General features: G+C 57.3%; 21 protein-coding genes and 2 pseudogenes. 10 read left to right on the top strand and 13 right to left on the bottom strand.

Translation table 11 applies throughout. The annotated features are described in order from the left end of the window. Positions 1–219: 219 nt before the first annotated feature. Positions 220–1065 carry an IclR family transcriptional regulator domain-containing protein gene (locus FBZ90_RS00930; RefSeq protein WP_186455531.1) on the top strand — a complete coding sequence of 282 codons (846 nt, stop codon included), beginning with the start codon at positions 220–222 and terminating at the stop codon, positions 1063–1065. Between the two features lie 66 nt (positions 1066–1131). Here the strand turns inward: FBZ90_RS00930 and FBZ90_RS00925 are convergent, their stop codons facing one another. After that, positions 1132–2004 (bottom strand): SDR family oxidoreductase, encoded by an 873-nt coding sequence (locus FBZ90_RS00925; protein WP_145729109.1) that lies wholly within the window; start codon positions 2002–2004, stop codon positions 1132–1134. A 105-nt stretch (positions 2005–2109) separates the two neighbouring features. Between FBZ90_RS00925 and FBZ90_RS00920 the strand changes: the two genes are divergently transcribed. Together FBZ90_RS00920 and FBZ90_RS00915 are read left to right on the top strand one after the other, a co-directional pair. After that, positions 2110–3003: a LysR family transcriptional regulator gene (locus tag FBZ90_RS00920; protein ID WP_145729107.1), complete on the top strand. Its 894-nt coding sequence runs from the start codon at positions 2110–2112 to the stop codon at positions 3001–3003. 673 nt (positions 3004–3676) lie between these two features. Next, positions 3677–4600, top strand: coding sequence for a hypothetical protein (locus FBZ90_RS00915; RefSeq protein ID WP_145729105.1), 924 nt, complete (start codon positions 3677–3679; stop codon positions 4598–4600). A gap of 217 nt (positions 4601–4817) precedes the next feature. Here the strand turns inward: FBZ90_RS00915 and FBZ90_RS00910 are convergent, their stop codons facing one another. The 3 genes from FBZ90_RS00910 to FBZ90_RS00900 all read right to left on the bottom strand — a co-directional run bounded on the left by FBZ90_RS00910 (position 4818) and on the right by FBZ90_RS00900 (position 8311). Next, entirely contained in the window at positions 4818–5783 is a 966-nt protein-coding gene (locus FBZ90_RS00910) for a hypothetical protein (RefSeq protein ID WP_145729104.1), read from the bottom strand. Between the two features lie 120 nt (positions 5784–5903). Beyond that, complete coding sequence (locus FBZ90_RS00905) at positions 5904–7130, bottom strand: hypothetical protein (RefSeq protein ID WP_145729102.1); 1227 nt, start codon at positions 7128–7130, stop codon at positions 5904–5906. Positions 7131–7555: 425 nt separating this feature from the next. After that, positions 7556–8311: a helix-turn-helix domain-containing protein gene (locus tag FBZ90_RS00900; RefSeq protein WP_186455530.1), complete on the bottom strand. Its 756-nt coding sequence runs from the start codon at positions 8309–8311 to the stop codon at positions 7556–7558. A gap of 1388 nt (positions 8312–9699) precedes the next feature. On the opposite strand from FBZ90_RS00900, the gene FBZ90_RS00895 reads away from it, so the two are divergent. The 3 genes from FBZ90_RS00895 to FBZ90_RS00885 all read left to right on the top strand — a co-directional run bounded on the left by FBZ90_RS00895 (position 9700) and on the right by FBZ90_RS00885 (position 15153). Next, a complete protein-coding gene (locus tag FBZ90_RS00895; RefSeq protein WP_186455529.1) occupies positions 9700–10497 on the top strand; it encodes an acid phosphatase in 798 nt (265 codons plus the stop codon). Between the two features lie 42 nt (positions 10498–10539). Continuing rightward, positions 10540–11514 (top strand): S1/P1 nuclease, encoded by a 975-nt coding sequence (locus FBZ90_RS00890; protein WP_145729096.1) that lies wholly within the window; start codon positions 10540–10542, stop codon positions 11512–11514. A 216-nt stretch (positions 11515–11730) separates the two neighbouring features. Continuing rightward, positions 11731–15153, top strand: coding sequence for a hypothetical protein (locus tag FBZ90_RS00885; RefSeq protein ID WP_145729094.1), 3423 nt, complete (start codon positions 11731–11733; stop codon positions 15151–15153). A gap of 44 nt (positions 15154–15197) precedes the next feature. On the opposite strand, the pseudogene FBZ90_RS00880 reads toward FBZ90_RS00885, so the two are convergent. The 6 genes and pseudogenes from FBZ90_RS00880 to FBZ90_RS00855 form a co-directional block, all read right to left on the bottom strand. After that, positions 15198–15835, bottom strand: a pseudogene (locus FBZ90_RS00880) (transposase); the annotation flags it as partial. Between the two features lie 134 nt (positions 15836–15969). Continuing rightward, positions 15970–16515 (bottom strand): hypothetical protein, encoded by a 546-nt coding sequence (locus tag FBZ90_RS00875; protein WP_145729092.1) that lies wholly within the window; start codon positions 16513–16515, stop codon positions 15970–15972. Positions 16516–16529: 14 nt separating this feature from the next. Then, positions 16530–17165 carry a hypothetical protein gene (locus FBZ90_RS00870; protein WP_145729090.1) on the bottom strand — a complete coding sequence of 212 codons (636 nt, stop codon included), beginning with the start codon at positions 17163–17165 and terminating at the stop codon, positions 16530–16532. Between the two features lie 13 nt (positions 17166–17178). Beyond that, a complete protein-coding gene (locus FBZ90_RS00865) occupies positions 17179–18480 on the bottom strand; it encodes a hypothetical protein (protein ID WP_145729088.1) in 1302 nt (433 codons plus the stop codon). Positions 18481–18510: 30 nt separating this feature from the next. Beyond that, positions 18511–19569: a hypothetical protein gene (locus FBZ90_RS00860; protein ID WP_145729086.1), complete on the bottom strand. Its 1059-nt coding sequence runs from the start codon at positions 19567–19569 to the stop codon at positions 18511–18513. 321 nt (positions 19570–19890) lie between these two features. Then, positions 19891–20481, bottom strand: coding sequence for a metallophosphoesterase (locus FBZ90_RS00855; protein WP_145729084.1), 591 nt, complete (start codon positions 20479–20481; stop codon positions 19891–19893). Between the two features lie 258 nt (positions 20482–20739). Between FBZ90_RS00855 and FBZ90_RS28780 the strand changes: the two genes are divergently transcribed. From FBZ90_RS28780 to FBZ90_RS00835, 4 genes are all read left to right on the top strand, one after another. Then, on the top strand, positions 20740–21456 hold the full coding sequence (locus FBZ90_RS28780; RefSeq protein WP_145729083.1) for a hypothetical protein: 717 nt from the start codon (positions 20740–20742) through the stop codon (positions 21454–21456). A 79-nt stretch (positions 21457–21535) separates the two neighbouring features. Continuing rightward, a complete protein-coding gene (locus tag FBZ90_RS00845) occupies positions 21536–22258 on the top strand; it encodes a metallophosphoesterase family protein (protein ID WP_145729081.1) in 723 nt (240 codons plus the stop codon). A 284-nt stretch (positions 22259–22542) separates the two neighbouring features. Then, entirely contained in the window at positions 22543–22995 is a 453-nt protein-coding gene (locus FBZ90_RS00840; RefSeq protein WP_145729079.1) for a hypothetical protein, read from the top strand. A gap of 23 nt (positions 22996–23018) precedes the next feature. After that, entirely contained in the window at positions 23019–23534 is a 516-nt protein-coding gene (locus tag FBZ90_RS00835) for a hypothetical protein (RefSeq protein ID WP_145729076.1), read from the top strand. 89 nt (positions 23535–23623) lie between these two features. Here the strand turns inward: FBZ90_RS00835 and FBZ90_RS00830 are convergent. From FBZ90_RS00830 to FBZ90_RS00820, 3 genes and pseudogenes are all read right to left on the bottom strand, one after another. Further along, positions 23624–23869: pseudogene (locus tag FBZ90_RS00830) on the bottom strand (DUF6876 family protein); the annotation flags it as partial. 48 nt (positions 23870–23917) lie between these two features. After that, complete coding sequence (locus tag FBZ90_RS00825) at positions 23918–24433, bottom strand: hypothetical protein (protein ID WP_145729073.1); 516 nt, start codon at positions 24431–24433, stop codon at positions 23918–23920. Further along, positions 24426–25007 (bottom strand): recombinase family protein, encoded by a 582-nt coding sequence (locus FBZ90_RS00820; RefSeq protein ID WP_145729070.1) that lies wholly within the window; start codon positions 25005–25007, stop codon positions 24426–24428. The genes FBZ90_RS00825 and FBZ90_RS00820 overlap by 8 nt, the downstream gene beginning before the upstream one ends. Positions 25008–25066: the final 59 nt, after the last annotated feature.

The following is a 25066-nucleotide window of genomic DNA, read 5'->3' as shown; positions in this document are numbered from 1 at the left end:
TCCCCTGGATTGTTCTTGTCCCCGCCGCCGTCCCCGCAAACCTCCGGCCGGCGTCCGGCGGGAATTCCGTCGCACGACGCAACGTAGAGCGGGCCGCGGGCTGTCGCAACGGAATTGGCATAATGGTCTATTTATAGGCTAACTTGGCCACCCCAACCGTGTTATATGTACGGATATATAATTTGCCGGCGCATAATTGGCAGAATGGGGAGTTTGGGAATGGAAAAGGTTAAGCCCGTACGGGCAATGCTGCGCGTGCTTGATGTCTTGCAGGTCCTGAACAGCCGCAACGGGGTGAGCGTCACCGATGTTGCCAACGCGATCGACCTGCCCAGAACCACCGCCTACCGCGTTCTGGAAACCTTGTGTTCCGCGGGATACGCGGTCCGTGACACGACGGACGACCGCTACCGCCTGACGGTGCTGGTCCGCTGCTTGTCCGAGGGCTTCGATGACGAGTCGTGGGTGGCGGAGGTGGCGCAACCCATCGTCACCCAACTGGGCCAGACCCTGATCTGGCCGGTGTCGTTCAGCACGAACCAGGGCAATTCGATGCTGGTGCGCCACACCACCGACAAGAACAGCCCGCTGGCGCTGGAACGCTACAACGCCGGCGTGCGCCTGCCCCTGTTGAACAGCGCGTCGGGACGCACCTACCTGGCGTTCAGCCCGTCGGCGCAACGTGCCGCCCTGCTCGACATCGCCCTCGGCTCCGATGGCGAGATGGAGGGGGCGGGCCGCCAGCGCGACCTGATCGACAAGGTGCTGTCGCATATCCGCAAGGCCGGCTACGCCATCAACATCCGCCAGTACCGCGGCGAATCGACGGCGGCGGTTCCGGTGTTCAGCGACGGGGAGCTGCTGGGCACCGTCGGCATGCGCTTCATGGAAAAGGCCGTGCCGGAAGCCATGTTCCGGGCCAAGTACCTGCCCGCCCTGCAACTCGCCGCCGCCGAAATCGGCGCCAGCTATGGCGAATGGCGGGACGGCAGCCAGCAGCCGCTGGACGACGACAAGCCGACCCGGCGCTGGGACTGGACGCTGGAGCGTCGCGTCTCGCACTGAAGGGGCGCCTCATCGTCCATCACAAGAAAACGCCGCCGTTCGTGCCATCGAACGGCGGCGTCTTTCTCATTTGGAGGATACCGCGATGCCCTTGGCGACATCGCGGTAGGTGTGCAACGGGCGGCCCAGGATGCGGGTCAGGCGCTCGACATCGCCGGCTTCGGGGATCATGCCGTCACTGACATAGCGCTCGGCCATCAGGCGCATCTCGTAGGCCATCCACTTGGGCATGAAGCCGGCCATGGTCTGCTCGAACCCGCTGGGATCGTCGCCGGCATAGGCGACCGGCCGTCCCAGGACGTCCGACCAGATCGCGGCCACATCGGCGCCGGTCAGCGTGTCGGGGCCGACCAGGTTGATGGTTTCCAGCGGCAGCTTGCCCGGCGCCTGATCGCGACGGATCAGCTCGATGGCCGCGACCTCGGCGATGTCGCGGGCGTCGACCATGGCGACACCCTTGCCGCCTATCGGCATTGGGTAGACGCCGTGATTAAGGACGACGTCCTTGATCACCCACTCATTGTCGATGAAGTAGCTGGGCCGCAGGATGGTGGCGCTGAAGCCCATCTGCTCGATCATGCGCTCAGCACCCAGCTTCACCGCGAAATGCGGCACGTTCACGAAGCGGTCGGCATGGATCACCGACAGGTAGACCAGCCGCTCGACACCCGCCTCCCGGGCGATGTTGAGGGTGATGATCGCCTGGGTGAACTCGTCGCCGGTGACGGCGTTCAGCAGGAACAGCGTACGCACACCAGTAAATGCGGCGCGGAGTGAGTCGATGTCCAGCAGATCGCCCTGCGCCACCTCCACACCGGGCGGAAACTTGGCTTTCGACGGGTCACGGGTCAGGACGCGCACGGTGGCGCCGCGCGTGACAAGCTGGTCGACGACATGGTGGCCGACACGGCCGGTGGCGCCAATAACAAGGATGGTCATGAGGATCACTCCAGTGTGTGGGTCAGAAGACACCTCCTAAATTAGCGATCCAAATTCATGCCGATAGGCGCCATATTTAGACCTGCCGTCTCATTGGTGGAACACATGGATCTGCTCGCCCTCGCCGACTTCAACCTGGTGGCCCGCCATGGCGGGTTCGGTAAGGCCGCCCGGGCGGCCGGACGGCCCAAGGCCACCCTGTCCCGGCGGGTGGCGGAGTTGGAGGCCAGCCTGGATCTGCGCCTGTTCGAGCGCGGCTCCCGGGCCCTCAAGCTGACGGAAGAGGGCCGGGCCCTGTTCGAGCGGACCGGCCAGCTGCTGACGGAACTGGATGAGACGGCGGCGGCGATCGCCTCTGGTGGCCACAGTCCCCGTGGTCGCCTGCGCATCAGCGCCCCCCTGCTGTTTGCCCAAACGGCCATGGGAAAGCTGGCGGCGGGGTTCGCCCTCCGGCATCCGGACGTGCGGCTGGAGGTTACGGCGGAAGACCGCCCCGTCGACATGATCGAGGAGGCCTATGATCTGGCCATCCGCGTCAACCCGGAACCGGACGCGAGCCTGGTGGGACGTGTGTTCCTTCATGACCGGCTGGTCGTGGTGGCCAGCCCCGGCCTGCGTCGGCCGCCACCGGGGGCGCCCGTTCCCGCCGTCGTGCGCGGCGCCGTCACCCCGGGCGACATCTGGACCATCAAGACGCCGTCGGGCGGCACCGATCTGCCCGTCACACCCGTTCTGGGCTTGTCCTCGCTGGTCATGGTCCGGGATGCCGTGCGCCTGGGCGTCGGCATCGCGCGCCTGCCCCTGTCACTGGTCAACCCCGATCTGGCAACCGCACGCCTGGTGCATTGGGGCGACGTGGACGGGCCGGAAACCGCCCTTTGGGCACTATACCCGTCCCGCCGGCTGCTCAGCGCCCGCGTGTCGGCATTCCTGGACTATCTCAAAGAGGCATTCCCCCAGGGAACGTCGGAAGAACTTGCGTCCTATGTCGGCGGATGAGGGGCGGACAGAGCGCACGCCACGAGCGGGTGCGGCTGCTCATCCACGGGCTTTTCGGCCCCTGATCAGGCCCTCAACCGTGGGACTCAGCAGTTTTAGGGTACAGACTTGATCGCCAGATGGCGTCCCCTACGGGATTTTTCGCCACGAAGGGGGTAAGCGCTTGATCGTGTTCAGGAAAGTGGCTCTGGAGGCTGGGAAACATGGGCGCCACATCCAGACGCAACATGGCACAGGGATTGGACGGGTTGCAATGGGGTCAGTGCGGCCGCGACAAGGCGCGTTGGGGCGGTGCCGTTGTTTGGCCGTGGAGAACGGTCAGTGGTCCACGGCGATTTGAGCAAGTAGCTCTGCTTGGCCTATGGATTGGTGGAGACTCTAGGCTGGCCTAAGAGCGTGGGTGACATCTAGGCACCGACCGCGCCTGTCCATGAGGCGCCCAGTTGATACCCAGGGCTGAAGTGGAAGGCAGTCGCAGCACTGGCATCCCTACCCCTGGTTCGCGATGCCAGGCGCTCTGGACACTGGGTCAAAATCATGGAAGCCCTCAGATCCCTTCGCATCAGGCAGTTCTGTTGGCAGCATCTTGACGGCCATCCTCCTCGTGACTGGTACAATCATCGGTGTTTAAATGCGATATGTGGCAATCAGGCGACTACGAGCTCCGAAGAATATGGCCGATAAGCTAAAACTCAAACCCGGAAATCAGAGAAATTTCGGAAGAAATCCTTACACATGGAAAGTAAAATACCCTTCCCTAAAGCGTTCTTGGTTATGCTTTATTGATATACTTGGCTTTAAGGAGATAATAACACTAAACGATGAGTCGAAATTGAGGAAGCTACATAAAACCATTATAAATGGCAACAAAATATTGTCCGGACATGACAATAAGGAAGAGGAAGATCAAAAAAAATATAATATTCCTTCATTTCATTTCATAAAATCGTTCACAGATAATATTGTAATAGGCATTCCGGTTGAAGATGATGGCGAGTTGGAATTTGGCGTCGCTGTGAGGCGATTGGCGGATTTTCAATTATCATTAGTGCTATCTGGCTTCTTCATTCGTGGCGGCTTGGCGTTTGGGCTAGCATATGTTGACGATTATGCTGTGTATGGTGAAGCTTTGGTTGCCGCATATAAAGGAGAGAATGAGCTGGCGCGTGATCCCAGAATAATAGTAACGGGTACAGGAATTGACCAAATCCTGTCACATCTTAAATATTATGGGGACTCTGATTATGCGCCACATAACACTGTTACAAAGATTGATCTTGATGGCCAGGTATTTATAGACTATTTAGAATCGACGATATTAGATCCATCAGCTAAATCAACATTCGATATAGCGTCAATAAAGAAGCATAGGAAAATAGTCATAAAGAATTTGAAATCGTCAAAAGGCAATCCAAAAATATGGTCGAAATATGAATGGGTCGCGCGATATCATAATACGTTTTGTCAACGATACCCAGCAATAAACAGATCAGATTTTTTCATCAACATTGAGAAGCTGCGCGGCTCCATCACTACACTTTCAGAGATGGTTAGAGAAAATGCGACCAAGAAGCCCCCGAAACATAGGCAAAGGTGACGGCGGAACATACCCCTGGAAACAAGCGGTTCAGGTCGCGCAGCCTCGGAAACGAATCGGACTTCGAGAGGCCGCAATCGGGCAACCAGGCCAAGCTAGCCTCCCACCTTTCGCACCGGCAGCCCAGGGTTTCGAGGCATTCCTTATCTCCTCGACACGCTGAACATCGGCCAGCTACGCACGACGGCGAGGCGAACACTCCTCCCCTGCGCAAGCCTCAGTCTTGGTTCATCTGCAGATGGTGACATGCATGGCAATAAACAGAATCTAGGGACGAGACGCTTGATGGCGTCAGGTGGGCGCCGCACACGACGCATCGATGCATCGTCTCCCCACACAAGGAACAACCACAGATTCCGTATTCGTCACCATTGCCGGCCACGAACGCCCAGGCACCGCATTGAGGGCATTCCTGCACGGGCTCCTCGCCGCCTTTGGTCGCTGCAATGTACATGTCCGTGAAGAAGCGCTCACGTAATGCCTGTTCGACAAATATCTCCGATCTAACGATCAACGTACAAACGCGACATCGCGCTTTAATGTCCATCGGAGAGGTGTTATTTGCGTCTACCTGCTCAACGAGATTGGACTTGCACGCAGGGCAAACAGAATATTCTGACAGTATAATTGGAAGCCGCCAATCTATTCGATCAAACGTTTTACGACACTCTTGAAGCTCACGATCATACACCTCTTTCACTTGCAGCATAACCGACCAACTGAAGCCAAGTTCGTCACCCGGTAATTCCCCAATTAACCGGAATAACTGGGCAATGACAGGGAAAGCCTTGGCGATCGCCTCTCGAACAACTAACGCAGAACTTGTACAATATTTATGCTCGATCTCGTTTCTTATAACGTTAAGAGACTTAAGCGCAGCATAATCTATCGGAATACTAAAGTCCCGAAATCTCTGGCCTATAGTATAGAAATCGATTGTATTATTGCCATCTGGAACGTATTTTAGCTCACCATTCGGATCAATAGCCGGCCTATACCTTGCCGAGAGCACCTCATCCAGCGTGGCACCCGGCACCTGACGAGCGAGGACTTCTTTCGCAAGCAGCAATGTGCCGGCGTACAAATTGCGGACAGCGGACAGGGCCCTCTTAGGATCGTTACGCTCGTAGTCCTCGATCCCGATTTGGATCGACTGCACCGCGTTCAGGAAGAGTGTGTCCATCGAGCCGTTCATATCCCTGCAAAAATTGACTCCCCGGCGCACAACCCAACGAAGGCGCAGCTCTCGGGAAACATAAGAGGCCCTAGGCAAGCGCATCGCCCGGTGGCGCAAAATTTATTTCTAAACATCAGGACAATATCCACCTATATCGGTACCTTCACTCTTCCCCACCTCATCCATATCAGGAACTCCAGGGAATTCTTCATCATCTGAGATATTTTCATTTATTTCTCCATAGTTTTTCTCGGAAGTAATAGCATTAATTGCGGATATAAAGTCTTCTTCTAGATCGTAATGCCCAGCAGTTGACACTGAAATTGCCAAGACCGTGCTGGGCAAGCCGTATTCTTCACTTGACATGACCGATATAGCCCTGTCCATTGTTATATATTGGTGGGAATTATTACCAAATGCCAGCGTTTCCAGAAAGAATGTTGCAAGATCTAAAGATTTTGTGAATGTATCATTTGACTTACATTCATTCTGTTGCCTGGCATCTTCCGCACTCTGCACCATTGGAATAATAGGACGACAGCCGTCCATAGAAGCATAATAATATATATAATACCCGCACTTCGATTTTTGGAGATCAGATAGTTGTCTACTTTCCTGACTGTTTTTATTGATATTGCATTTTCCATTAGAATTCGCTTTCTTTGCCTGAAACCGAACCGGCGTATAGTATATTTGGCCAGACTCGTCAGTTCGAACAAATACTAAGCCGAAATCAGATCCTGTTTCAGCTTCCTTCCGCTTACACGCAATATCAGCATACATCCAACCAAATTTTTCTTGAATATGTTTCGCCACGATTGATGCAGTTTTGAATTCTAAAGAATCTATGTCCTTTACACGTGAGCGAATTTCTCTGCAAAATCTATCTTTTACCATATCGAAAGAGTAAAATATCTCCGATATTAAGTGGCCAGTTAGTCTCTCTTCATTACTGCCAATTCCACAAAACATATCAACGAATCTCTGCTGAGCAATGATAATTGAACAATATATTGCATACACAGATACGTTTGGAAATACAGATGATTCCGATAAAAGCTCCTCTATTTTATCAAAGACCAGAGATTCTGATCGCCCCATCACCGATTCGCATGAAATGTCACAATAATTATCCGGAATTTTCGAATATTTATCCTTATACATTTCACAATGTATTTGATTTATTTTATAAAATAAATATAAATCTTTATTCAATTTTCTTAGCGCAGAATATCCTGACAGCTTTCGATCTTTTCGAAAGTTGTCCAATAAATACTTTGCCGCACAAGATATTGCCTCGTTAACAGCCGATCCTCTGGGTGATCTGCTAACGTTGATGATATATTTTCCCATGACCCAACACCATTTCCTCAATTTGCCTAAATTGGAATGAGTTGAAATCCCCAATGCTCCATTGACTCCAGACAACCCTAAAGGTTATCGCCGAACCTACGCAATAGAAGACTAATCAAGCTTGAGAAATCCATTCTTAAAGAATTCCCGATACACACCCTATCCTCATCGAATCACCCGTTCACCCCGTCCCTCCCCTTTCCGCTCCCAGACCCCGCGGGTTGTAACCAGCCGTAGCCGCCAAATCACGCCCCCCTCCACCAGCGGCTCATGTACATGCCCATAGCGCCAGGCCGCCGCCCCGCTCTCCTCCACCAACCGGTCCAGCCTGCTGGCGTAAGCAGCGCTGAACCGGTCCTCCGCCGCACATGCCGGCAGGCACAGTGGCGACGGGGCATGGCGGGGTAGCGTCAACGACCTCACCGTTAGCCATCCTCGGCCAACCAAGCCGCCAAGATCTTATTGATCTCGATTTGGCGCGGCGCGTACAAGTGTGTCCGTTTGCGGGCACCGGGGTCACCGGACAAAGGGCGAAAACTGAGGACCGCCACAGGGACCGTAAGGCGTGCACCGTCGTTATATAGGCCTTCGGCGACATATGTGCCCGCAAGAGCAACGGCGTGCGCATCGCGCTCAATGCCGGTGACGGTAGACAAGATGCGCCCGTAGAGACTCCGCTTGCGTCCCTTCATCTCGGATAGATCGGTGACGGGACCGTTGATGCAATGCTGCAAAAGTTCGAACCACTCCTTGACCCCGTCGATCCTTTCCCCAAAATCCTCTCCCAGTCCGCTTCCGTCGACGAGAAGGAGGAGTTGCTCGGCCATGCGCCGCAACTGGGCCGCCTTTCGAAGCGGGGCAACCTTCAGCTCGACACTTTCCAACCAGGGTGCAGCTTGGGCCTCCAGATGCTTGAGCGCTTCCTCCTTGGAAAGTCGCACTCGCGGCTGGGTGAACGCACCGGGTTTCTGCTTGAGCGCTGCAGCGACCCGGTCCAGCACCTCAGGCGAAACCGTCACTCCGCGTTCGATGCGCTCAATCGAGGACACCGAAACCCCGGCCTGGTGGGCCAGAGTCTTGACCTGCCACCCCATCATCCGCCGGCTGCAGGCGACGAAGAAGGCAATGGTCGCTCCATCAGGGGTTTCCAGTTTGGGGGCAAATTCCTCTACGGTTTCCATGTTCCTCATCCATTGCGTCAAACTGTGGATGCAGAGAGGTTGCAGGCTGCCGTCCTGCCAAAACATCCCCCAAATCCCTTCAGCAGTTCGGCCACTCAGGACCCAGGTCGGGTACGTGTAAATGGGCGCGATCAAATGATCCTGTCGACTTCAATTAAATTAGAAGGATACAGCGCCGATCGGCGGTCAAGTTGCATGCCGATTTACATTCCAGACATCAAACAAGGCGCTATGACAGCCTTTCAAGCGCGTGCATGGGGCGGGCGTCGAGCGCCGCTGCCCTGAGGGACGGCCTGGTTACGAAGATAACGACGGCGCTGACGCAGGCTCAGGCGGGAGGAAACGTTGTGAAGAAGCCAGCGTGATACGCGGAATGGCCACGGGCTGTCACCACGCCGCCACCGACTACTAACCGAGTTCGTGATCGCCCGATAGAATGCACCGGGGTTACACGGAATGGACAGCGTGCGGCGCTCATACCCTGCAACGTCAGCGCTTAACTGAGTCTTATCTGCGCCAGGGGTTCCGGAGCGACAGGCTGAACGATGATTCGGAACGGCGCCTCGCCGTTCCGCCCAAATTCCAATGTGGGAAACGGCGCTGCAGATAATACACCACGGCCACCCCCAGCCCCCACACCGGGAGAACAATCAAGAACAGCTCCATTCAATCCTCCCCCGAACGGGTTTCGGGGTCGTCAGCCCGCGCGCGCTCCAAAGTTGAGGGATAGAGCAAGGGAAGACAAGTCCGATGGCGCCGCGCCTGCGGCGCGGTGAGCGACCGGGGGAGGGAAGCCGGCATTGCCGAGTTTGCCTCTGGGGCCCCTGCGCTCGGCCCTGCCGGGCCGATCCTGGGCCTCATTCCCGGCAGGTACCTTCCCACTTCGAGTCGTCCAAGCGGCGGGGCCCGTCAGGGCCGCGACGCGCTGGTATCCACCCCAATCCCCCCAACTCCCTTCCTCCCGGTCGCCCAGCGCCGCAGGCGCGCAACTGCGGCTCACTTCCCCCGCCCCTGCCTTCTTCCAACCTCTACGAGAGGGACTGCACGGAAGTAATCAGATTGTCCGGTTCGTTCGGTCAGGGCACGAACACCCACCTGCCGGGAATCCCCTCTTGCCAGATTTCCGCAGAGCCGACCAGTGCAGCCGTGTTCCCGTGCATGAGGTGAGGTTCCGGCCGCGCAAGCGGCAGGGCACGCACTTTTTCGGGAAATAGGTCTTGCACTTTCCCGATATAGGGAATTTACATTGGCATGCATCTCATACCAAACGTGGATATTGGAAAGCGCTGCCAGGACAAAGAGCTGATGGCCCGGGCACGCCGCTTTCTGCGTCACCTATTGCGAGTTAAGAAACTCAAATGGTGAGGGCTGGCACCATGACTCGGAGATTGATTTTTTCCCTTTTCGTACTCTCGTTGCTGATCCCACTCTTTTTTGCCTCACAGGCCTTTGCCTTCACGCAGTGTCCCCAGCCCAAGAGCTACCTGTCACCGGCAGAGACTCCGCAGGGACTTGAGATCCTTCCACCTTTTCCGGCAATCGGCTCCCAAGCCGATGCGGACGACGTTGCCCTCTTCAAAATGGATCAGGTCGGGGAGAAGCTGCCCGACGGCACGGACAATCCCGCTTGGCTCAAAGCCACGGCTGACGACGCTGCCTATTGTGCGGCAGAACTCCTGCCCACATTTTCAGAGGCGGTGTTCGGGGCGGCCGGGAAACGTCTCGATACCACGACGGCGCCTCGGCTCGTTGCGATGCTGAACCGGGTCGAGATCGACATAGGGAACGCCTATGGCGCGGCGAAGGCGCACTTTGCCCGTCATCGCCCCTATGAGCGTCTCGGTAACCATGTCTGCGATTACGAAAGCGTCAAGGGTACCTCATCTTACCCTTCGGGCCATGCGGCCCAAGGTTGGGCCACGGGTCTCATCCTTGCCGAGCTTGCACCAGAGAAGGCGGAAGCCATCCTCCAGCGGGCTGCCGACTTCGGCAACAACCGCGTGCTTTGCGGTGTGCATTACCCTTCTGACGTAGCTGCGGGGCGGCTGGTGGCCACCGCCGTCGTCTCAAGGCTTCATTCCGACAAGAAAGGCTTTGCCCAGGATCTCGCCTGTGTTCGGGCGGAATTCCACGCCCTTGTGGATCCGTCGGCCGCGAAGCCGAGCTGCGAAATTATTAAGCCCTAGTACGCCAAATCCCCGATTTCGCGCCAACCTATCGGAGGCGACATGCGGACCTTCAGACTTATTGCGCGGGCAGTCTGTGCCACGACCGTCGGATTTTCAGTTCCGGCGCTGGCATGGGGACCGGAAGGCCATACCGTCATCGCCCGGGTGGCAACGGAGAGTCTCAACACGCAGGCAGCAGCAGATCTGCAATGGATCATCTCAGTGGGCGTGCCGGCCCTGAATGCTCAGATCCAGCAGAAGTACGGAGCGAAGTGCCAGATCAATTCCTCGGATCCTTGGGGTGAGGTGCCCGACTATAGGACCGATCATGACCAACATACGAACCTGGCAAACTGGGCCGACTGCTACCGTTATCTCGACGCGTCGACCAAAGGCTGGCATTACAACGATATCCCGCTAGGGGAAAACCCTGCCGGGATATTGAACGCCAACGGTCAGAAATGGTGCACCGGACCAGAAAGTTGCGCCTCGGTAGCCCTTGCCGACAACCTGCACAAACTTGCTGTGCCTGGCCAATCGCCGGCGGACCTGGCAAAGGCCCTCGCCTTCGTCGTACACATCGTTGGCGATATGCACCAACCGCTGCACGAGGAAGACAACGGCGACACCGGCGGCAACGACGTCCTTGTCATCAGCGACGACAGCGGATTGAGCGCTCAAAAACTGCACGAACTCTGGGATACGCCGCTGGTCGATTTGGGTCTGGGTCGCAATCTGGGCTCCGCAACCCGGACCATCGCACAGAAGACCGCTTCGCAATCCGTTCCCCACCTCACCACAGTGGATGAGGTGATCCTGGCCTCGGACGCCTGGGTCGAGGACGCCCACCAGCTGGCGCAACCGGCATATTCGCTCTTGAACGTCGCGGTCGGAGCCGGAAAGGTCTCAGGTGTCCGCGTCACAAAGGAATATGTGAAGACGGAGATGCCGATCGCCGTCAGCCAACTCGGGCTGGCCGCGGTCAGGCTTCGCGCGACCCTCAACGCGGCATTGAAATGGCGGCCCCCGTCCTGAAGCGTGCAGACGAAGCCATGACGTCGTAATTACACGCGAAATGGCTGCTCCGGCGTGACTTTGCCTGATGTTCTTTTGATTTGCCGACTGCAGAATTGGGGCATTTACTCAAATATAACCGTCATTCTTTGATATGATCCGTCAAAGACGAAGAATGGCGCAATTGGTTCGAACGGCAATTGGCCCTCTCTTAAACTCATCGCTGCGAGGTGCATTGTGGTAGGCTATTTTGCCGGGATCAAGGAACTATGGAAAAATCTCGCCGGGCTCGACTGGGATCAGCAAAAAACTTGGTTCGACGCAAAAGGAACCCACTACGCGGGGCGCGATTGCGAAGTACGCCGAGACCTCTATTGCAGCCAGAGTGCATCACTCGGCATCCTGCCGCGCCTCTTCGTGATTCGGGAGATTCTCTGCGAAACAGAAGAGAATACGGTTAAGGGTTTTCTCAAGGAATATGGCCGTCGACGTAAGACGCGTCCGTCCAGCGGCTTTCCCACTCCTCTAACTTTCGGACGCAACTTCCATATCTATGGAGCAAGGGACCCCTTGCAGGGGAGAACGCTCCGCAATCCCGCTTTCGCCGAATTTCTCGCGGAATGGCTGGCCGACAGCCTGAAGGCCAAAGGCCGCCAGCGGGATCTGGCCGAGCACCTGTTCACCCGGCCCTTCGACGGCCCGCATGCCCTCGACGAATTTGCCGAATGGATCATTTCCGGGTTCGTCGTCCGCTCGGCGACGGGATTCCTGCCCAAGGGACTGACATTCTACCCCAGCGAAGACCGTGATCCTAAATTGGTCGAGATAAGATCGGCCATCTATGGAGAAATAGCTGCCCAAAGCATGTTCATCAATGTTCACCAGGAAGGAATGCCCAATGGACTAACCGCTCTGGCTGCAAATATTATTAAATATATTCCCGATAATTCTGATATAAAAGTTCTCTATATACCGCTTCGCGGAATTGGCGAGAATTATATAGCGCCGAGCTACACGCAAATACTTAGCTATATTTGCGCTTTTTTTAACGGCGAAGCAGTCGAAAAAGTTCAAGAAGATCTTCCCGAACATCGAATCGACGAAGCCATACAACATATTCGCCATCGCATGCTCGATACGCCTGCGCTGATCGTGCTTGACGGCTATTATCAAAGGCAGTCCGCCTTTCCCGCCCTGGATATGATGATCCGCGACGATCATGTCCTGGAGTTGATCGCGCGTCTTCTAGATCCGCCGCTCACTCACATCGTTCCTCCCAAGGACGTCTCCAACTATAAGCGGAACAAGATCGTTCTTTTGAGCAATTCCAAGGTTACAGGGATCGGGAATTCCGTGCACTTCGAAATTCCTCGCCCGGATCCCAATAATATGACCGACATACTCGGCTCCTATAAGTTGGATCAGCGGGACAAAATTGAAGACATACTGAAAAAACTGCCGGAATTGCGGCAAGCGAGGTCTGAATCCGCCCTGTTCCTGTTGGATTCCTTCATAACGATCGGAGAGCAAGCAGCCGAACGCCGCGGAACTGCCGGAAAAGGAAAAGGCCAGTTTGGCCTGCTGGCCGGCCGCCTGGCCAAGCAAGGGCGGGCCGCGGAAGACAAGCGTCCGGCAGCAGTTCTGGAGGCGGTGGCTAACGCCTTGCTCGATGCGATCGAAGCAAACTTCCCGGAATGGGCCGATGTTCTGCTGCTCATCGCGCTCGCCCCGGACGGGCTGCGCCCGGACACCCTGTCCCGCGTGATTGATGCCGCGCATTCGACCAGGGATCCCAAGCAGAAGCCGGCATGCCTGCTATCGGCGAAAGTCGGTCACGGCACCCTCGACGAAGTGAAGAAATACTGCAGCTCATTCGTCACCGCGCGCCGAAGCGACCGGGTTCTCGGGCTGGATGATTATCCCCATCCCTGGGAATTCTCGGTGACCAAAGCATCCTTCGCCGGACAAACCAAACCGCCGACCATCGCTTTCGATTTCAGCGTTCTCGAGATGCGGGACTTCATCCTGAACCGGATCACGAGCGCCGCGTTCACCACGCGCATCCAACCTCTGTTACGGCTGATGGCCGAGGAAACGCTGAGACAATCCACTATCTCTTTCCGCCATCACGACGACATGTCCTCGGCGAGAAATCTTCGCCGGGTTTTCAGCACTCTTTATTATGGATTTCTCAGTCTTCCGATAACAAAAGAAGGAAAGCTGGAGAAAAATGGCCGCTTGAAAAGCACGGAATTCGGCATCCCGGAAGACCCGCCAGAGGCGTGGGACTGGCTTTACATGTTTCTTTATCGCCGGATCATAGAGCAGCCTCCAGCCTGGAACCTTTCCCGTTTCTTCGGTCTGGATTTACTGAAGGAGGGCGTGCTCGAAATCGCCAATCGTCCCTGGGAGGCATGGCCGGCATCGGTCGCACAGCCCTCGGGCAAAGCGGCTTTAGCAGGGATCATCGGGAATCAGACAGGAGATCGCCGAAGGAAGAAGATCGCGATCGACTATCACATGTCCCTCTCGCAGGTGGCCTATGCGCTGGGGAAAATGTCTGTGGCGCACTCGGCGCTCGATCTGGCCGAGGAATTGGAGGGGAGGGCCGGCTTGGCTATCAACAGCCAGCCGGGAAGTGCCAGGCTGGCCAAGAAGAGGCTGGACCTTGCCCTGCTCGGCAACGATTTCCAGGCTGCGACCGACATCGAGGATTGGCTCAAGAAGCGGTTCAGGGACGAATGCCCCGAAGTCGGCGTCTATCTGGCGAAGATTTCAGCCGATCTTCTCGGCTTGATCGGCGAGTACAATTTCACCCCCGTCATTCACCTGCAATCCGCCAGCGAGGCGATCACCCAGCTCCAGGCCGTGTTTGGCGGCGACCGTCACGATGAAGTGTCGCAAATATGCGGACTACTGTTCCGCATCGGGGAAAGATATGCCATCGAAGGCGACCTCGCAAACGCCGAGGCTCGGGTCAGGGAATTGCGGTCGCTTCGCGCGAAGGAGCGATTCGACGAGAAAAGTTATGACAATGTGAAGATTTTACTCTCTACTAGCATGTCTTATTTTCGGCTAGCCGAAAGTCTAAGACTACGAATATTTTCTGATGATCCAATAGGGTTTCATTTTTTTGCAAGCGGGCACTCGGCCCGCCAAATGATTCGGGTTGGCCTAAAATTAGAGCAGCTCTCTAGACGTACCGTGGATGAAGCGGAGCCGCACGGTTTCTTTGCTCGCCGTTCTAGACACATGGCAAACGTAATATCGAGGCATCTATTCCGATACCCGCGGGAAAGAGCAAGTATGCTTATAATTGAAGCGTCCATATCTCGTCTTTTATCTATTGGAAATCAGAGAAGAGAAGGCTTGGAAAGTGCCAGAGTATTCTTGAATCATGCCGAACCGATCGTTGCCGGGTTGGGAAGAACGGCCCGTGTGCGCATGCGATTCGTTCTGGAACGTATAAAAATACACCGCCGGCTGGCAGGCATCGTGGAAGACAAAGCCGAATCCCAGATATTCCTCAATTTCGCCACGGAAGATCTTGCATTGCTCATGCAGTTGAATAAAGGCAGCGATCTGAATTTATGGACGAAATTGGTGGAGATCCAGCAGGAGAGCATCGAGCGGACCCGACAAAACCGCCGATTGAAATGAGTCGCTTTAGAGTCCGGTCCGGAATCGGATAAGTGGTTCTGAGTGCGCGTCGATCTCATGGTGAGGAGATTGACGCTTGCGGCGAAGATCCACGCGGTTTCCGTGTCGGGTCCTCTTTCGAAGTCTTTGGCGTGGCGGCGATTCCGGCCTAACCAGGCGAAAGTCCGTTGCACCGCCCAGCCAGTGCCGAAGGAGTGCCATCGCGGTCCTGGATATCGGCGCCATGAAAGACCGCGCTGACCATTAACCCATTAGTATCTATGATGATATGGTGTTTTCGGCCTTGCACCGGCTTGCCCGCGTCATACCCACGCACGCCACCGGCATCCGCGGTCTTGGCCAACTGGCTGCCGATGACGCCGGCGTTGGGACCGGCCTCGCGACCCATCCTTTCCCGCCCATGCATCAGCAACGGATGGTTCAGCCGCTTACGTGTACCGTCGTTTCGCCAACCGTGGAAGTAACGCTGTACCGTTGTCAGCGCCGAAAAGCTGTCCGGCAGCCTCCGCCACGCGCATCCCCCCTCCAGCACGTAGACGATCGCCTCCACCACCGACTGTAACTTCACCTCACGCGGCCGGCCCCGCCGATACTCGCCAGGAAACGCCGGGCACGGGACATCCCATTCTTCGATCGTCAGATCGCTTGCATACTTCAGATGATCCCGCCGATGCTGGCGCAGGTGATTTTGCTTCGTTGCACTTCGGGTCAGTCCATATAATTTTAGGTTCCATCCTCGTCTTCGCAAACACAACAAATCACGAGAGACTGATATCGCTCGACTTATTTATGGGCCGGGGTCTAAGGTCGGCGCGCCTAGCGGCGCCTTTCCAGAACGGGGTTTCCTTTGAGCGGAACTCGGATGTTTTCCGGCATGATCTTGGCGTAGGGCCCGCGGTGAAGCTCATCGCCATTGCCTCCCTCGCGCCCCTCGGGATAGCCTTCGTTGAGCTGAATCGATCCGCCTTTCCCGTCCACATACCCGACACCGTCGCCCCGGGTCAGAGGCATCTTTTTCCACCCGGCCTCATCGACCAGCCTTTGATCCAATTCCCGCTCCACCTCGGCGAAAGGGCGGCCTTCGAGCTTTCCCGGCTCCTCGGCGTAGGCGCGATAAGCCTGGTGGTCGATCTCGCGCGCCACCGGCTTGCCCCGTTCCTGGTCGCGGGCACGGCGGACATCTTCGAATGTCTCCCGCGGGGATCGGTTTGCCCGCGGCTCGCGCCGGATGTCGTCCTCGGGAACGTCCTGAACCAGCGTCACCTGCGCCGGAACCGTCCAATAACTCGGGAGAACCGCCGAACGGGCGGCCGTCGCGACGACGGCAAAGCCCAGGGCGAAGAGGAGGAAGCGCAATTTCATGGCCATGCCTCCATTCAGTCATCCATGAAGATCACGATCTTCGATTGGCGCAAGCTGCATCCCTCCAGACAGCTCTGCAGCGGAAAAAACTGGAATGCGCGCTGCCGACGGCTCATTTCCCAGGGCAGGATCGTCGGGGCGAGTTCCGCCGCCGCTTCCCTGGCCGCGGTGTCGAGCTGCTGGCGGACCGGGTTGTTTTCCCCGAGCGGCCTGTCGCCCAACAGCACGACATCGACGAGCTTATCGCCGGTCATATGCTCATCCAGAATGAGGAGCGCGAACGGCTGCTCCGGCATTCTGATCGACGACCACGAGCAATCGAACGAATGTGCGCAGGGCGAATGCACCCTACGATCGCCATTGAACCGCCGGCCATAGCAGGACTTCTCCTTCTGCCTGGTCATGACGCAGAGGACCGCGGACGGCGCCAGGCTCGGCAGATTGATCATGGCGGAGGTGCCCGGGACGATCAGGGCCCCGGGCACGCCGCCCCAGCTATTGCCGTTGGCAGTCGTATTGTTGATCACCACATCGACTTCCATCCGCCGGGCAACGGCTACGCCGGACTGGCGATCGGCGGCGTGGCTGGCAAAGCATGCCGAGACGAGAATCAGCGCCGTAGCGAGCACTGCATAACTCAGGTTTTTCATGATGCCATCCTCCCTATTTGAGCTTCGCCAGCTTCAGAGTATCGATCTCGGTCCACACATCGGTGCCGACGGGGGTCAAACCGTTGCGGAGGCCGCGATTGCCCGTCTTCCCGGTCAGGTGCCAGGTGGTCTCATAGACGCGTCCCTGAAATTCGAGCCTGATCCGGCCGGACACTTCCGGGCCACCGCCGGAATACAGGTTGATCAAAATCCTCAGGTTGCTGAGGTCGACCGGATCATTGATCTGGATGACCTCCCAGGCGGTATCCATATCGGTGGAAGTCGCATCCCGGTAATCATGCAGATGGACTGAAGTGGGACCGACCGGATGGCCGAAATACACATAGTCGTGATCGACGCCTCTGATGAACGTATAGAGGTCGATGTCACACGCGCAGTCCCAGGTCACACCCACGCGCGCCTGACCGACGGAAGTGGGCGGCGGTTCGGACGCGGTATTGGGGGTGTGGAGGAACGCCGTAGGATCGTTGCCCAGCCCGCTGGCCGGCGGCAAATGATACATGACCACGGCCTGGTCCTTGCCGCTGTCCCGAAAAACCGGCGCGCCGGACGTGGTGGCGGACACCCAGCGCTCCAAGCATTGCGGGATGTTGGCGCTGAACGTCGCCAGCGTCCCGCCCATGGCACCGATCCACAGCGATTCGAACTGCTGGACATAAGCCTGGTAGCGCTCGGTCGCCCATTGGTCGGTAGTGCAGAAATCGACCGCCACATCGCTGAGATTATGCTCGCGCCCACGCGTACCGAATGGCGTGATCGAAGGCGGCTGGGCCAGATGACCGAGGCTGGGCCAGCCCGGCTCTGGGCCGAAATCGAAGCTGTGATCACCTTCGCCGCGATAGCGCGCGCTGCCGATGACGGCGATCGCTTTGGCCCCACCCCGGCCCGCGAACACGGTGCGGCCAACATCGTCGAGAAAGCGCGGCAGCTGGAGGTCGTTCGGACCGACAGGGTCTTCGGTGGCACCCTTTTGCCGGCATTGCTGGTAGAGATGCGCCGCCACCGGACGAAGCGCCGTTTCGAGGCGCTTCATCGTCCATGCCGGGGTATAGCCCTGCGGCGGCGCCTCTACGACATAGTCCGCCACCCTTTCGTCGCGCCGGGCATCAAGAATGATCACCTCCGTCCCGGGAACGGCGTTCATCAGCGCGGTCTTGAGCTGCACCACCGGCGTGACACCGTCGCCCAGGCAATCGGCAGGCAATCCCAGCACTAGGGTCTTGGTCGGTTCGGCGGCCACGGCAGGAAGCGCAAGGCAAGCCGAGAGCAGGCTGGCGATGGAGATATTGCGCATATCGAATCCTTTCTCAGGCGAAGAGTTGGCTTAGGAGACACGCTTGATGTCGGGGTCGGTGCGGAGCCGGCTCAAGGCGTTGGCCAGGGCGATGGCTTGGGCAGACGCCGCTTCCGCAGCAAGGACCAGCTTCAGATGAGCAACCCCAGCACGGAACTCCGCCACCGCATGGTTCTCGGCCGCTGCCCGAATGGCGCGGATCTGCGCAGCTTCCGTACGCAGGTCACCGGCACGGTCCGCCGCGCTGCGCTTCAGGGTCATGATTTTACCGATCTGACCGTCGACGAGTTCGCGGATGGGCGAGGCCTCCGCCGTCAGTTCATACTGGGAGAGGATTTTGGTTTCGACGGCGAGGCCGAGGGCCGCCGTGGCGGTCACGTCTGCCAGGCCGCCGAAGAACAGCATCATTCCGCCGGCGATCGTATGCCCGCCGATCAACTGCAGCATCGCGTCGAAGGCGGGAGATGGCGAGGGATTGCAGATGATCGAGAAAGCCGCGAGGAACATGATCGTGTTGAACACAGCGCAGGCCGCAAGCGCTTTCAGCCAAGTCCGGCGCCGGGTCTGGCCGCAATCCGGAGCGATGCTCGTTAACAGCAGGCTCAGAAGCGGAGCCGCGACGCAGATGAGGCAGCTCAGCAGGGTCAGTTCGTTGGCGCTGACGGCATAGCCAACATTCGCCGAGCGAAACGCTGAACTCAAAACGCACAGGATTCCGGCCGGGGCGATCGTGTGCAGGAGCCATTTCAGCAGCAACTCGATGCTGAGCAGGGGCGACTGGCTGCCGTCCCGGCGGGCCCCGACCACGACGGTCGGGCCCGCGGCGTGCTTGCGAACCTTCCGGAGGTGGTCGATCCGCTCCTGATATTCCGCGACTTCGCTGTCGCCATGCTCGGCCTGTTTGGTCAGCTCCTCGGCTTGTTCCAGCGTATCGTCGACGATGTTCCGGGCGCCTTCTCTGACCACCCTTTCGCCGGCATCCGGATCCTGCACATAGGACACGACCAAATTCGGCACGACGTTCGCGCGATAATTCTGGAGTCTAGGGACCACCGCTGACTCGGCGGCTTTCAGCTTCTCTTTCGACATTTTTCCACCTCCCTCACGTTGGCCCTCTGGACCGGCTGTACTTGCACGTGAACGCAATTCCGGTCAGTTAGACGGTGTCATGAGAGAAACGGGAGGAACCAGGGCAGCGGACGTTCGAGTCGCGGCGGGAAAAGACCCGATCCGACGTTCCGCTGCTTAATGCTGCGTCGCGGTGAACCTAAAAGGAGCTTTCCCAAAAGTTGTATTGGCGTTGTGGGGTGGAGGTGTCGGAGGAATTGGGCGAGGGCGAGCCAGCCCGTGAAATAAGGGAAAACTGCGCGCAAAAAGGGAAAGGGGCGATTGTCTCTGCCGGACCAGCGCTTACACCACCAACCCCACCTCATACTCATCGAACCGTCTGTTCAGCCCATCCCTCCCCTTCCCGCCCCCATACCCCCGCGGATTGCTGACCAGCCGTGTCCGCCCGATCCGGATCTCCTCTGCCGGCGGCTCATGCACATGCCCGTAGCACCAGGCCGCAGCACCACTCTCCTCCACCAGCCAGTCCAGCCTGCTGGCATAGGCGGCGCTGAACCGGTCCTCAGCCGCCCCTTGGGGCAGGCATCGAGCTGATGGGGCGTGGTGGGTGACCACCACCGTGGGGCCGTTGTGCGGGGCGGCCAGGCGCTCCTGCAGCCAGGTGACCGAGCGCTGATGAACAGTGGCGGTGTCCAGCGGGCGTAATTTCCGATAGCCGCCGGCCGCCACCCGGATGGCGTGGTAGTCGGTCATGCGCGGCGAATAGCGGTCGCCCACCAGGGTGGTGGCGTCGGATCTGACCTGCGCCAGGTCGTCGCCGGCAAACAGCCTGACGTCCGTCCACAGCGTGCAACCCAGGAATCGGATGCCGTGGACGATGGCCTCGTCCCGTTCCAGCAAGGTAACCCCCTGGGCGGCCAGGGCGGTGCGCAACTTCTCCTTGCCGCGCCTTCACGTTCAGGTCGCCGGCCAGGACGACAATGTCGGCCGCTAGGTAAGAGGGCGGAGCCCAGGGGGCGACGTCGAGGTGGAGGTCGGAGTGGTGGGCGATGCGGGGCGCGGCAGGGAGTTGGGCGGAAATTCGGATGGCTACGCGGGAGTGCGCACTATTATACTATCAGGAGCAATTTTCTGCACCCCTCAACCATGAGGATCGTCGGCTGAACCGATGACTGTGACGATGGAGCAACGATGAACACTATGAGTCACGAATTTTCATCTGAAGAGCGCGAACAAGCTATCAGGCTGGTCCTGGATAAGGAAAAGGACTACCCATCACGGTGGGATGCCATAACGTCAGTGGCGTCAACCACCGGCTGCTCGCCAACCATGCTAAGCAACGGGGTAGAGGCTTACAAGCCTCAAAGCAATATTCTAAAGTGGGCTGCGGATCTCAGCCCATACGAAGGGCCTATACCAAAGATAGTGAAAAATACAAAGACATATATTCAGTTTTGTGTAGGCATCTTTCTAATTTTAATTCTAACAGTTAAAGGAATGTTCGAAATTTGTCAGACTCTAGAAGTTGCCAGTTCATTTATTTACGGCACTGGATATTTTGATATTTTCTTCCGGCACGTATTGGGAATACACACATTCTCTTATATTGCCGCCGCTCTCGCAATCTCTGCAGGCCTAGATTTGGGATACATGCTTTTCACAGACGGCCCGGATGAGGCGTTAGTCCCACTTCTATTGTGCATTTCGTCCGCTGCGGTATACACAATCTCCAATCAGCCCGAACGCAACTGGGTGGTTGGCATATATGTTCTGTGCATATTCCTGCTTCTTTACTGCAACAAGAAATATGAAGAATGGGACCTTGAAAAGAAAAAGCAAAAACAACTGATGTTGAAAAACTCCATTCCGACCACCACTATTCCTTCATTAGATTCCAAAAATAATTGACTCAACGAACGATCATAGAGGTAGTAACTTGAAGTATGTCCACACTTTAATTAGGTGACCAGGATGGGTCCAATTTGCTGTGGCGAACATCAGGGCCAACATTTCTTCCGTCCAGCAGCCCATCGTCGCCGTCGGCGATCCCCACGGGAATTGGCGTCCACTCCTCGAATGCTGCGCCCAGGTTCAGCCCAGCGCCGTCATCATTGTCGGGGACTGCGAACTCAACCGGCCCCTCCGGCAGGAGCTGGCCACACTGGTCGATGCCGGCGTGACGCTGGCCTATGTGCCCGGAAATCATGACGCCGACCGCCGGGAGTGGTGGGACAACCTGGTGGGCGACCATCCTGGCGGAAACCTACACGGGCGGGCGATGGACCTGGGCGGGTTGCGGGTGGCCGGCTTGGGTGGCGTCTATGCGGAGAGGGTCTACTGGCCCAAGGCGGAAGAGGATCCGGCCCCGACCTACCGGGATAGGCAGAGCTGGATTCGGGCGAACCGACGGAACCTGGCCAGCGGGGAGATTCCGCTGAAATACCGGGCGACTATTTTCCCGGAGGATCATGCGGCGGTCGCGGCGGCAGGAAAGAAGGGGGCGGTCGACGTACTGGTCACGCATGAGGCGCCGTTGACGCATAGATATGGGTTCGCCGGCATCGGGCTGGCGGCCAGGGCGTGCCGGGCTCGGTTGGTGGTGCACGGGCATCACCACGAGGGGTATGAGGGGGAGCTGGCCGGGCCTGGTGGATGCAGGGTGAAGGGGCTGGGGCTGGCGGAGCCGTGGGTGGTGGAGGTGCCGGGGTAATGGCAGGGCCGCGCCGGCGGCACGGCTGGGCGACCGGGGGGAGGAAGTGGGATTTGGTGGGTGGCGCCCCCGAGCCCGGACGAAGGCGGGTGTCCCCCAACATGTAAAGTGGCCATCTATCTCTGCGGCGGTTTCGTTGTGTCCAGTTCATTAGTTGATTATTAAGACTAATTGCCATATTGACGAACAAAAGTATATAAATGCACTCTCGATACGAGCGCGCTTACCAAAAGAATATCCACTTAAGCATTGCTGACAACGACTCTGATAGGAAAGAACAAATCATGCCTATGCAGCTAATATTCGCTAAAAAAGTCGCCATGGCGGCTGATGATTTGCCGCCATATGGATTTGCCGTAATAAATGATGTAAATGGTAAGGTAGTTACCGAATCTTCGATTGGAAGTATAGATGATGTTAGGAATTTGATTAAGGCTATGCAGATAAATGATGTTAATAATTATTATGATGATCTTATAAATAATGCATCGAACGACGCTGAAAAGGCGTTATTACAGCAACAATTCCAGGATTTTGATGCTGCGCTCCGGGAAGGTCAGCAAATTGTGAATGCATTAACTGGAGAAGCTGGTGGCTCTGTACTTATTTATGAAACGCCACAAGCAGAAACAATTGCTCAGTTCATGGCAACATATGCTGAAGAGAGCACTCAATTCGCAACATTCTCTGAAAAGCTGGACATCATTATAGATTCCATTGCTGGTATTGTGGCTTAACTTAATAGAATGGGGGAAAATTGATGGCAATTAAGATAATGTGGCAAAACTGGACTAAGAAAACATTAAATCTAACTACATTTGGTAACGATTTGGCTCAAGAAGGACAAGTGGAGCAAGCACCAGAAGAAACTCTTCCCTCAGATGGGAGTACAACATTTGAAACAACTGACCCATCAATTGCAGGGACCGCTGGAATATCGGCTATGGCTATATGGACAGAACCAATCACGGGAGCACGATTCGGTATTTCCGTCGATTATCCTTTATCAATTGCAAGTGTACATCTTGGAGATTATTCATGGGGATACATGGTTGATCCAGCCCCTCCAGGAATCCCCTCCGGATTTCAAAAAAGGACGTCAAGCGATTTATGGCAAGATGGTTTTGCAACTCCAGTAGATATAGAAAACATTGCCGGACAGTTCTACTATACAATTGAACCAGACTTTACAGCAGATCTTCTGTCATTCACAATAACCATTGGCGTCAAGAGTACAGATCCATCAGCCGATAGCTACGTGCCGTCAGCAGTTTGATGCTATAAATTTTGGAAATCGACGATCCACTACTTACGAAGCCATAGGTGCCCCTGTCTGACGCGGGGGGCTCGCGATGCCCCCGCGTCCTACGTCAGTATTCGCTCGGCACCATGATGACGCGGTGCTGGCCATCGCCGCAGCAGAAGATCCGCACGCCATCCCCCGGAAATTCCGTGAAGGATGGCCTTCTCGAACACCGCGCCGTCATTGCCATCCTCGCATCGGAGGGTGGTGGTGTGATCGGGATGTACCGTCAGCGCCCAGACCTGAAATTCCTCGGCGGCAACCTTGGCCTCGAAGCGCTGGGCGAGTGCGATCTCATCCATGAGCCAATACGCCCCGGCGGTTACGGATTAGGATCACACCCCTTGGCGGGGTGATCAACGCACGTGCAGTTTCCGCGGAACCACGGTAGCCCCACCTTCCCTGAGTAGCGCCCGCCGGTACAGCGATACCTCTGCCGGGGAAATCCCCAGGCGGATGGCGATATGCCTCTGCGGCATCTCCTCCTGCAGCATGAGCGCGGCCACTTCCGGTTCCCGCCACCAGCCCCGGCGCCGGCGAGAACTGTCGGACAAAGGCTGGCGCTGCACCCGGCGGCGAACCGGGGCCGCCGCTCGGAATTGCTCGCGCTCGGTGGCGACCTCGGCCAGGCGGCGTAGGATGGGCAGGCTCAGGGGAAGGCCAGCCTCCTGCAGGTGGTCACGGTGCTCGTCCACGTAGTCAATCAGAGCCGTGGTAGGGATCACCGACAGCCGCCCCCGACGACCGATGCGGTCGGCGGGCTTCCCGAAAAACAGTGAGAGGCCATCCAGGCCATTCACCCTCACGCTGCGTACGAATTCCCACGAACGGCCGCAGCAATCGGTCGTCATGATGGGCACGGCGTCACTCATGGTGTGCCTCGTTCTGATGGCGGGCGGCGTTGGCTAATTCCAGGGCCCGGTAGACCGACGACCGGCCGATCCCGAGCTGACGGGCGATGCGGGCGGCACCCAGACCGCCGGCGTGCAGGCGCCGGATCTCAGCGCGATCGACGGACGGAGGCCGCCCCCGGTACACGCCGCGGGCCTTGGCCGCCCTGATCCCCTCCATCTGGCGCTCGCGGCGGAGATTCGTTTCAAATTGGGCGAATACGCCCAGCATGTCGAGGAAAGCCTGGCCGGCGGCCGAGGCTGTGTCGATCGGCTGCTCGGTAGCCCGTAGGCTGACCCCTCGCGCCCGTAGGTCGTGAACAATGTCCTGAAGGTCCTTCATCGACCGGGCCAGGCGGTCGATTCTTGTCACCATCAGTGTGTCATCGGGCTGCAGGAAATCCATGAGGATCTCCAGCTCTCGGCGGCCACGTCGGGTGGCGCCCGAGGCTTTTTCCGACCGGACGACCTGGCAACCGGCTGCGCGCAGGGCAGTCTCCTGGATGGTCAGATCCTGGTCGCTGGTTGATACGCGGGCGTATCCGTAGGTAGCCATGATTGTCTCGTTTGGGTCCGAATCTCACCGGTACAGTGTCTCAGAAGTCGATTTCGGAC

It is taken from the genome of Nitrospirillum pindoramense, from assembly GCF_007827955.1.
GTDB lineage: Bacteria > Pseudomonadota > Alphaproteobacteria > Azospirillales > Azospirillaceae > Nitrospirillum > Nitrospirillum amazonense_B.
This window is presented reverse-complemented; position numbering and strand designations above follow the sequence as displayed.